This is a genomic window from Synechococcus sp. H55.10 (assembly GCF_047502715.1).
Classification (GTDB): domain Bacteria; phylum Cyanobacteriota; class Cyanobacteriia; order Thermostichales; family Thermostichaceae; genus Thermostichus.
The window spans coordinates 1-9,246 of sequence record NZ_JANSJJ010000065.1 but is presented as its reverse complement, the minus strand read 5'-3'; the positions used below and the strand labels follow the sequence as shown (position 1 = coordinate 9,246).

9 protein-coding genes are annotated in these 9,246 nt (G+C 61.0%); 3 read left to right on the top strand and 6 right to left on the bottom strand.

The annotated features are described in order from the left end of the window. Positions 1–1,164: MFS transporter (locus tag NW858_RS05090; protein ID WP_414520041.1), on the top strand; the 1,164-nt coding region annotated here is incomplete at its 5' end. Here NW858_RS05090 and NW858_RS05085 read toward each other — a convergent pair. The 5 genes from NW858_RS05085 to NW858_RS05065 form a co-directional block, all read right to left on the bottom strand. Beyond that, complete coding sequence (locus NW858_RS05085; RefSeq protein ID WP_414520040.1) at positions 1,115–2,185, bottom strand: EAL domain-containing protein; 1,071 nt, start codon at positions 2,183–2,185, stop codon at positions 1,115–1,117. The genes NW858_RS05090 and NW858_RS05085 overlap by 50 nt on opposite strands. A gap of 150 nt (positions 2,186–2,335) precedes the next feature. Beyond that, positions 2,336–3,094, bottom strand: a complete 759-nt coding sequence (gloB, locus tag NW858_RS05080; protein WP_414335175.1) for a hydroxyacylglutathione hydrolase — start codon at positions 3,092–3,094, stop codon at positions 2,336–2,338. Between the two features lie 6 nt (positions 3,095–3,100). Next, entirely contained in the window at positions 3,101–3,364 is a 264-nt protein-coding gene (locus NW858_RS05075; RefSeq protein ID WP_414335177.1) for a DUF3143 domain-containing protein, read from the bottom strand. 132 nt (positions 3,365–3,496) lie between these two features. Next, positions 3,497–3,913, bottom strand: coding sequence for a J domain-containing protein (locus NW858_RS05070; protein WP_414335178.1), 417 nt, complete (start codon positions 3,911–3,913; stop codon positions 3,497–3,499). Positions 3,914–4,028: 115 nt separating this feature from the next. Then, positions 4,029–4,208: a 50S ribosomal protein L32 gene (locus NW858_RS05065; RefSeq protein ID WP_414520039.1), complete on the bottom strand. Its 180-nt coding sequence runs from the start codon at positions 4,206–4,208 to the stop codon at positions 4,029–4,031. Between the two features lie 314 nt (positions 4,209–4,522). Here NW858_RS05065 and NW858_RS05060 point away from each other — a divergent pair, with 314 nt between their 5' ends. Next, complete coding sequence (locus NW858_RS05060) at positions 4,523–5,575, top strand: CsgG/HfaB family protein (RefSeq protein WP_414336882.1); 1,053 nt, start codon at positions 4,523–4,525, stop codon at positions 5,573–5,575. A gap of 18 nt (positions 5,576–5,593) precedes the next feature. Here NW858_RS05060 and pruA read toward each other — a convergent pair whose 3' ends face one another. Then, positions 5,594–8,548, bottom strand: a complete 2,955-nt coding sequence (gene pruA, locus NW858_RS05055) for an L-glutamate gamma-semialdehyde dehydrogenase (RefSeq protein WP_414335183.1) — start codon at positions 8,546–8,548, stop codon at positions 5,594–5,596. Positions 8,549–8,716: 168 nt separating this feature from the next. Between pruA and NW858_RS05050 the strand changes: the two genes are divergently transcribed. Next, positions 8,717–9,246 (top strand): SDR family oxidoreductase (locus NW858_RS05050; RefSeq protein WP_414520038.1); only part of this gene is annotated, 530 nt, incomplete at its 3' end.

The window sequence follows — 9,246 nt, the reverse complement described above, 5'->3', positions numbered from 1 at the left end:
ATTGTTTTGCTGGGGATCGTCAGCCTCTGCGCCGACGCCACCTACGAGGGGGCCCGCAGCATCTCCGGAGCTTTTTTGGGATCCCTGGGGGCCAGCGGCACGGTGGTGGGCCTGGTGGCCGGCGGGGGGGAGCTGCTGGCCTATGGGCTGCGCCTGGGCGTGGGCTACTGGAGCGACCGGCTCAGTAGGGATCCCGTGCACCGCAGTCGAGGGCAGTGGCAGCTCACCACCCTGGGCTATGTCCTCAACACGGCGGTGATCCCCGCTCTGGCCTGGGTGAGCAGTTGGCCTGGGGCTGCTTTGCTTTTGCTGGCCGAGCGCCTGGGCAAAGGGATCCGCACCCCGCCACGGGACCTGTTGCTCTCCCATGCGGCGCTGCAGGTGGGCCAGGGCATTGGGTTTGGCCTGCACGAGACCTTGGATCAAATTGGGGCGGTGGGAGGGCCGCTGCTGGTGGCAGGAATGGTTGCCGCCGGCTACGGGTTCCAAGGCGCATTCTTGGCCTTGGGGATCCCGGCGGCCCTGGGGCTGGGGGTGCTGGGGCTGGCCCAATGGCTGTATCCCACCCCGCGCGACTTTGAGCCGGAGCCGGAAACCGCTCCAGCAAAAGGCTTTTCCAGGGTCTTTTGGCTCTATCTCACAGCAGCGGCCTGTGTGGCCATGGGGTTTGCCGACTTTTCCCTCATTGCCCTGCACCTGCAGCAGCAAGGTGGCGAGGCGGCAGGGATCCCCTTGCTCTACGCCCTGGCCATGGGGGTGGATGCCCTAGCCGCCCTGGGCTGGGGCTGGCTATTTGACCGCCTGGGGCTGGGGAGCCTGTTGGGGGCGGTGATCCTGTCTGCCGGTTTTGCGCCGCTGGCCTTTTCCGGCAGCTACGGGCTGACGGTGGTGGGCATGCTGCTCTGGGGGATTGGCCTGGGCGCCCAGGAATCGGTCATGAAGGCAGCAGTAGCCGGCATGGTGGCCGCCCAGGCGAGGGGCTTTGCCTTTGGGCTGTTTACCAGCATCTACGGCCTGGCCTGGTTTTTGGGCAGCGCCCTGATGGGGGTGCTCTACGATCTCTCCCTCACGGCCTTGGTCATCTTCTCGGTAGCCGCTCAAGCCGTGGGGGCAGCTATCCTCTGGGTCTTAATCCTAAGGGGACAGGCTGGGGCCGGGCGATGAAAAAGCCCTGCACCAGATCTACGCCGCGGTCGCGCACCCACTGCAGCTCTCCTGCCGTTTCGATCCCTTCCGCCAGGGTAGTGATCCCCAGCTTTTGAGCCAGCTCCAGCAGTTTCTCGGCAATCACCGCCTTATAGGGATCCCGATCGACGCCGCGAATGAGCTCCCTATCCAGCTTGATGAGATCCGGCTGCAACTGGTGCAACAGGTTCAAGGAGCCGTAGCCGGCGCCCAGGTCATCCAGCGCCACCCGAAAGCCCGCCTGCCGATAGAAGCGCAAAATCCGCTGCAAGTGGTCCAAATCGGGGCTGCGGTCGGATTCGTTGACCTCAAACACCACCCGCTGGGGCGGGATCCCGGCGCGACTAATGGCCCAGACGGTGGAGCGCAGACAAAAGGCCGGGTCGTAGATAGCCGTAGGGCTGAAGTTGATGAAGAGATCCCCTTGTAAGCGGTGCTGGGTGGCCGCGGCAATGGCCGTGCGGCGGGCGGCCAAGTCCAAGTGGTAGAGCAGCCCGGCCTCGCGGGCCATGGCAAAGAGCAAGCCCGGCCCAATCACCTTGCCCTCTTTGTCCAACCCCCGCACCAGCGCCTCGTGGCCAACCACACAAGTGGGATCCCGCCCCCCGACAATGGGCTGAAAGTAGGTGGTGAGACGGTTTTCCTTCAACACTTCCAGCAAAAGCTCAGCTTGGGTGCGGTGGAACAACTGCAGCAGTGACTCCACCCGGGCGCAATCTTGCCAGCAGGGATCCCTATCTCCGGCCAAAAACAGGGCGCGGCTGGCCCGCATCTCTTCTTGCGAGAGAATATCAGCCATTGTCTCCAGGGTCTTCTTAAGGGCTCCCTGGGCAATGGCAACAACTAGGCCAAGGTCTTCTAAAACTTGCACGGGAACCTCTGTCTTGGCCTCCAGAGCCTGCCAGAGCTTCTGGTGGGTATGAGGAGTGGGCAGCCAGAGAAACAAGCGCCCTGGCTCTTGCAGAAAGGCGGGCAGAGCTGGGCAGTCAGGACAAGACATGGGGGTTCAGGAAATGGCCAGATAGGCTCACCGAGGTTATCTATCTTACTTAGCAGTATGTCCTGCCTTCCCGAAAAAAGAAGCCAATCTTCCAGAAAGCTAACTGGGGATCCCCCTCAAAACTCGGCCCTGTTGGCGTTCCAGCAAGCTTCAAAACTGATCCTTCATACCCCGCAGCCGCGCAAAAACCCGCACCGGATCTTGAACGCCGGTGGCCGCCTGCAGAGCCGGCTGATCCCAGCGCAAAAAAGGATTGGTGCGGCGCTCTTCGCCAATGGTGCTGGGCACCGTCGGGGATCCCGCCTGGCGCAGCGCCACCACCTGCTGATAGCGCGCCTGCAAGTCGGGGTTGTCGCCATCTACCGTCAAGGCAAACTTGAGGTTGTTCAAGGTGTATTCGTGGGCACACCACACCCGCGTCGGTTCAGGTAACTGGCGCAGTTGATCCAGGGATCCCAGCATTTGCTCTGGGGTGCCCTCAAAGAGCCGCCCGCATCCCCCAGCAAACAGAGTATCGCCGCAGAAGAGATCCCCGCTTTCGGGGAAGTAGTAGGCAACATGTCCCCGCGTATGGCCGGGCACAAACAACACCTTCGCCTGCCGGCCCGCAAATTCCACCGTCTCTCCCGCCTGCAGCTCCACCCTCTGGCCAGGGATCCGCCCTCGATCCACCTGGCTGCCGTAGACGACGGCGCGGGGGTAGCGGGCCACAAGTTGCAGGTTGCCCCCCACATGGTCGTGGTGGTGGTGGGTGTTGAAGATGGCCACCAGCTCCGCCCCCAGCTCGGCCAATTTGTCCAGCACGGGCTCGGCCACTGCCGGATCCACCACTGCTGCCGTTGCCGTCTCGGGATCGTAGAGCAGATAGATGTAGTTGTCGCGCAGGGCAGGCAGTTGCAGAATGCGCATGGCCGGCTAGTCCTCAAAAATGGCCTGTTCTACATCCTGGCGGCTCAGCGAATAGGGGAAAGACAGGGTTTTCGTGTTGCCATCCGGGTAGGTGTAGCGCACCCAGATGCTGGTCTCTTCTAGGCGCAGGCAGGCTTTCCAGCCCGGCCGCTCGCAAAACCATTGCTCCACATCCTTTGGGTCGCGGGTGCAGCCTTGCTCCTCCAGCCAGCGTTCGATGGCGTGGAGCGGGTGATTGTAGAGAGGTGTGGTGGCAGGGGGCAAAGGCATGGTGAGATTCAAACGCGCGCAGAGAAGCCGTCAAACTAGACAAAAGTTAACAGCCTATTCCATTCAAGCACTTGATCCGTGGGAGGCTCCGAGCGCTTTGGCTGAACCTCATCCCCAAGCAACCGGAGTTGGTTAGCCCACCCCGCCCTCCCGTAGCCAGGCCAAAGCAACCGCCAACACCAAACACGCCACGAAGGTGGATCCCATCAGCAGCAGGGCACAGAGCTCGCCCGCCGAGAGAGGCCGGGTTTCCATGCGCAGCTCGAGAGAATCCAGATCTGAGGATCCCGTTATACTGAGGGAGCCCATGTTGGTCGTCATCGCCCGCAGGCTGGCATCGTAGATGGCCCGTTTTGCCGGGTTGCTGAGCACGAGATAAGCTTCCTGCAGCTCTTGGAAGCAGCGAATGGCCACTTCCGGGGCCAGGGGGGAAGTGTCGGGGTGGTAGCGTTTGCTCAACTGCCGATAGGCCCGCCGAATGGCCTCAGGAGATGCCCCTGGAGACAGGCCCAACCGTTGGTAGTAGGTGAGGGAAGTCAACGAGCGCATGCAAGCTGATCTCGACTAAGTGAGACGGTGGGGACAGCAGAACGCTTCTCCAAGGAGCTGAGCTTTGATCCAGTGTAATCACTTGGCCAGCCGTCGGGATCCCCTGAGCATGGCTCTATTCTCCCTCCTCTTCTTCCGACTTGGCTTTGGGGTAGTAGAAGCCGGTGTTGCGACCGCTCAAAATTGAACGCCCAATGGTCATTGCCCGCTGGGCCTGGAGCTTGGCTTTGCCCAGCCAAACGGCATACCGCCTGCGACTGCGGGCTTTCGAGGTTTTCTTCTTAGGAACAGCCATAGCTTGTACAAGAACACAGCCTTACTAGGCTAGCACTGAGCTTGCACCGTCGATCCCGGCTTTGTTTCGTCAAGTAGTCTATTAGCAGTTGACTCCAGAGAGAGCGAGCATCTCCGCACAATAGGGTTGAGATGGGTCAACTCTTCTACGCAAACCTTCTCAATCCCTTTTCCCGGCAGCCTTGGAGTCGATAGAGTATGGGACATCTTCTGGAACAGGCGGCCAGGTGATATCGGTCACCCCCCGGAAGCTCTTTTGGGTGCAAGCTAAGAATGGACTGTGGCCACTTCCTCGATCCAGGAGATCGCTCAACCATGCGCAACCTCTTTTCCATCTTGTTGTTCGGGATCCCGCTGCTGAGCTTGGGTTGGACGGGGATCCCAGTGGCTGCCCAATCCACCAATCCGGAGCTGTGCCAGAAGTTTCCCCAAGACCTTCGCTGCAATCTCTCTGCCCCCAGCCAGGTAGGACAAGCGCCTCAACCCAGCACTCGCCCGCGCGTTGCGGTTTTGGATTTTGATTTCAGCAGCCTCAGCAATTCCTACAGCCTGCGCGAGGCTTCCCGGGGGGTGAGCGATCTGCTGGTGGATCGGCTGGTGAGAGATGGCACTTTTTCTGTTATCGAGCGCTCGCGGCTGGATGCGATCTTGGCCGAGCAGAACTTGGGGCTATCGGGGCGGTTGGATGCCAACACCGCCGCTCAGGTGGGCCGGATCCTCGGGGTCGATGCGGTGATCCTCGGCAGTGTTACCCAGTTCGATGTGTCGGTGCGCCGTTCCGGCGGTGGGGCGCCGGTCTTAACCCCCTTCGGCAGCTTTCCGCTGGCGGTGGGGGCCGAGTCGGTGGATGCCGATGCCAACGTGCAGCTCAATGCCCGCCTGGTGAGCACCAGCACGGCCGAGATCTTGGCCGTGGTCGAGGGCCGGGGCAACGCCAGCCAGTCGGATAGCACGGTCACGGTTGCCGGCTTTGGCGGGGGATCCGCCACCAGTAACGAAGAAAAGCTGCTGGTTTTGGCCAGCCAGCAGGCGGTGGAGCAAATTGCCCAGCAGTTGGCCGGTTTTGCCAGTCGCTTGGCGGCCCAGCCCCGCTCTTTGCCGACCATCGATGCCTTGGTGGCCGATGTCTACGGCAATCAGGTGATCTTGAACAAAGGCAGCCGCGACGGCTATCGCGTGGGCCTGATCCTTTCTGTGGAGCGCGTCGTTCGCGAGGTTAAGGATCCGGCCACAGGAGCAGTCCTGCGCAAATTGACCGAGCCAGCCGGCCAAATTCAACTGACAGAGGTGGATCAGGGATCCAGTGTGGGCCGCATTCTCAGCGGCACAGGCTTTAAGGTGGGAGATGTAGCCAAGCCTCTCCAGTAAACTCCCAACGCTCTATCTTCAAGACCCTTCAATCGGGGCAAAGCCCTGGCGTTGAATATTTTCGGTAACGGTGCGCGGCTCCAGAAATTGCAGCAGGTAGTCGGGGCCACCGGCTTTGGATCCCACGCCGGAGAGCTTGAAGCCGCCAAAGGGCTGCCGCTCGACCAAAGCGCCGGTGATCTCGCGGTTGATGTAGAGGTTGCCGACAGCAAAGTCTTGGCGGGCCTGTTGGATGTGGGAAGGAGTGCGGCTGTAGACGCCGCCGGTGAGAGCGTAGGGAGTGGCATTGGCCAGCTCCAGGGCAGAGGAGAAATCCGCTGCCGCAATCACCGCCAGAACCGGTCCAAACAGCTCCCGCTGTGCCAGTTCCGATTGGGGATCCACCTGGCTAAACACCGTGGGGCCGACGAAGTAGCCTTTTTCCGGCACGGGCAGGCTGAGTTCCAAGCGGGCGTAGGCTTGGGCCGCTTGAATGGCCTGTTGCAGGCGGGCTTGGGCCTCGGCATCGATCACCGGGCCGACCTGGGTGCTAGGATGAGCCGGATCCCCCACGTTTAACGACCGCACCGCCTCGATCAACCGCCCCAAGAACAGGTCGTGGATCGACTGCAAGACAATGGCCCGCGAGCAGGCGGAGCATTTTTGGCCACTGTAGCCAAAAGCAGAGTTAACCACCCCCTTCACCGCCAGATCCAGGTCGGCGCTTTCATCCACAAGGATGGCGTTTTTGCCGCCCATCTCGGCAATCACCCGCTTGATGTGGTGCTGTCCCGGTTGCAATTGCGCCGCCTGGGCAAGGATCTGGCAGCCCACCGCCTGGGATCCAGTGAAGGCAATCAAATGTACCCGTGGATCTTGCACCAGGAGAGGGCCGATCTCTTCCCCAACTCCTGGCAGAAATTGAAAGACGCCTTCCGGGATCCCGGCTTCGGCGAGGGCCTTGAGGATGAAGCCTGCCAGCTTGGCGGCGACCAGCGAAGATTGCTCTGCCGGCTTGAGGAGCACGCAGTTTCCAGCCACCAAAGCCGCCATCGCCATGCCACAGGGGATGGAGAGAGGAAAGTTCCAAGGGGCGATCACCACCGCCACACCGCGGGGCTGGTAGTGGTAATGGTTGGTTTCGCCGGGCAGGTTGCACGCCCGTCCTCGATCCAGAGCCTCCATCTGCTGGGCGTAGTAGCGGCAGAAGTCGATGGCCTCGGAAATCTCCCCATCGGCCTGGGCGATGGGCTTGCCCACCTCCAGCACCATCCAGGCGGCCAGCTCTGCCCGTTGAGCCTCGATTTGCTCCGCCACCCGCCGCAGGATCCCCGCCCTCACGGCCACAGGCGTGCGCCGCCAGCGGGGAAAGCTGGCCTGGGCCGCCCGCAGGGCTTGCTCCACCTGTGCGGGACTGGCCAACCCAATCTCACCCACCACTTGCTCGGGATCGGCAGGGTTTAAAGAAGGAATAGACTGTCGGGTTGGGCGATATTCTCCGGCAATCCAGGGCTGAACTGTCTGGCCCAGTTGCGTTTGAACTTTTTGCAGGGCCTGAAAAAAGGGATCCCGCTGCTGGGGCTGGCTGAAATCCGTATCGGCAGCCGCGACAAACGAGAGGGAAGGTGGCTGAAACATGGATCCCTCCTCCAAGACAGGGGGGGCCAACAACTGTTCGGCGTCGTAGCCCTGGACACTTTGCCGCAGGAAGGACGTGTTGGCGGTATTTTCCAGCAAACGCCGAATCAGATAAGCCATGCCCGGCAGCAGCTCTCCATAGGGACAGTACACCCGCACCCGCTGTCCCTTCTGCACCAGGGCCTTGGCCAAGGGGTCGGCCATGCCGTAGAGCACCTGCAGCTCAAAAGCAGACTGAGGTACCTCCAGCGCCTGGGCGATGGCAATGGCTTTGGCCTGAGAACGCACATTGTGGCTGGCAATGGCGGCACGCAGATGGGTGTGGTGCTCTAACAAAAGCTGGGTCAGGCGCTCAAAATTGGCGTCGGTGGCGGCTTTGTCGTTGTAAACCGGCTGCGGCCAGTGCTTTTGCGCCGCCAGGATGGTCTCTTGATCCCAGTAGGCGCCCTTGACCAGGCGCACCGTCACCGGGGATCCCCGCTCTTTGGCCCAGGCGATCAGGTTTTGCAAATCGGTGTAGCTATCCCGCAGGTAGGCTTGTAGGGTCAGGCCAATGTCGGTGCGGCTGCGGAACTCCGGCTCCAGCAGCAGCTCCTGTAAAATGGCCAGGGTAAGGGATTTGTAGCGGTACTGCTCCATATCAAAGTGGATCCCGACTCCCAGGGCCTCGCCCCGGCGCAACAGGATGCGGATCCGTTCTCCCACCTTGGCTTTGGCCCCTGCCGGGTCGATGGGGTCGAACTGGGAATAGAAGGCCGTCAGCTTCACCGACACTTGGGGCATAGGCTGCGGCTGCGGCCAGGTTTTGACCACCTTTGCCAATTGCTCCATCGCCTGTAGGTAGCGCTCCAGGTAGGATTGGGCTTCGGCTTCGGTGAGGACGGCTTCCCCCAGCAAATCCAGGGTAAAAGCCATGCCTTGGCGGTGCAGAGTTTCCAGCGTTTGGCTCACCTGCTGCAGGGTTTCTCCGGCAATGTAGCGACGGGCCAGGGCTTCTACAGCAGCGGTGAGGGTGCTGGCGGCCAACTGTCCAGGCAGAGAATGGGGGTCGGCAAAGTTGAGTAGGTTTTTCAGTATCCCCGGCAACTCTACTGCCGGATCCAAGAGATACTCTTGAAGATGGCGAGCCATCTCTGCTTTGCTTTTCAGGCTGGGCAAAACATCGATCAAGCGGAACAACTGGGTGCGCAAATGGGGGTTCTCCATCGCCCAGGCCAGCAGCCTGTCCTCCCAACGCAGTTGATCCCGCCATTGGGCCAGCAGGGATCTCCCCTCGCCCCGAACGGAATTCAACAGAGACTGGGCAAGTGCTTGGGTTTGAGCCTCATAGGCGAGAGGAGCAGCTTGGGCAACCATAGGGCAATCGGAAGTAGAGCTGGCGGGATCCCACTATCCTGTCACGGACGGGATTGAGCCTGAGCTAGATTTTGATAAAGATGATAGTTTCGACGGCCCTAACAGGGCCACTGCGGGGCCTTAAACACCACAAGCAAGACAGTTAAAACCATTGGATACAGGAGAGCTATGCGGGCTTTTGTTGCAGGGGCTACGGGAGAAACGGGGCGGCGCATCGTCAAAGAGTTGGTGGGCCGCGGCATCCCGGTACGGGCGCTGGTGCGCAGCCGCGAGCTGGCCGCACAGGTTTTGCCCCCCGAAGCGGAAGTGGTGGTGGGAGATGTGCTGGATCCGGCCACGCTAAGGGCCGGCATGGAGGGATGCACGGTGGTGCTCTGTGCTACAGGAGCTAGGCCCAGTTGGGATCCCTTGCAGCCCTACCGAGTGGATTATGAAGGCACCAAGAACCTAGTGAATGTGGCCAAAGCCCAAGGGATCCAACACTTTGTTTTGATTTCTTCTCTATGCGTGTCCCAGTTGTTCCACCCCCTCAACCTGTTTTGGCTGATCTTGGTGTGGAAAAAACGGGCGGAAGAATACTTGCAAAAAAGCGGCCTCACCTACACCATCATTCGGCCAGGGGGCCTGAAAAACCAGGACAACGAGGATGGCATTGTCCTCTCCCAAGCTGACACTCTCTTCGAGGGCAGCATCCCTCG

Coding starts and splice junctions, on each gene's coding strand:
- NW858_RS05085 (WP_414520040.1), bottom strand. CDS start 2,185: ATGTCTTGTCCTGACTGCCCAGCTCTGCCCGCCTTTCTGCAAGAGCCA.
- NW858_RS05065 (WP_414520039.1), bottom strand. CDS start 4,208: ATGGCTGTTCCTAAGAAGAAAACCTCGAAAGCCCGCAGTCGCAGGCGG.
- NW858_RS05075 (WP_414335177.1), bottom strand. CDS start 3,364: ATGCCTTTGCCCCCTGCCACCACACCTCTCTACAATCACCCGCTCCAC.
- pruA (WP_414335183.1), bottom strand. CDS start 8,548: ATGGTTGCCCAAGCTGCTCCTCTCGCCTATGAGGCTCAAACCCAAGCA.
- NW858_RS05070 (WP_414335178.1), bottom strand. CDS start 3,913: ATGCGCTCGTTGACTTCCCTCACCTACTACCAACGGTTGGGCCTGTCT.
- gloB (WP_414335175.1), bottom strand. CDS start 3,094: ATGCGCATTCTGCAACTGCCTGCCCTGCGCGACAACTACATCTATCTG.
- NW858_RS05060 (WP_414336882.1), top strand. CDS start 4,523: ATGCGCAACCTCTTTTCCATCTTGTTGTTCGGGATCCCGCTGCTGAGC.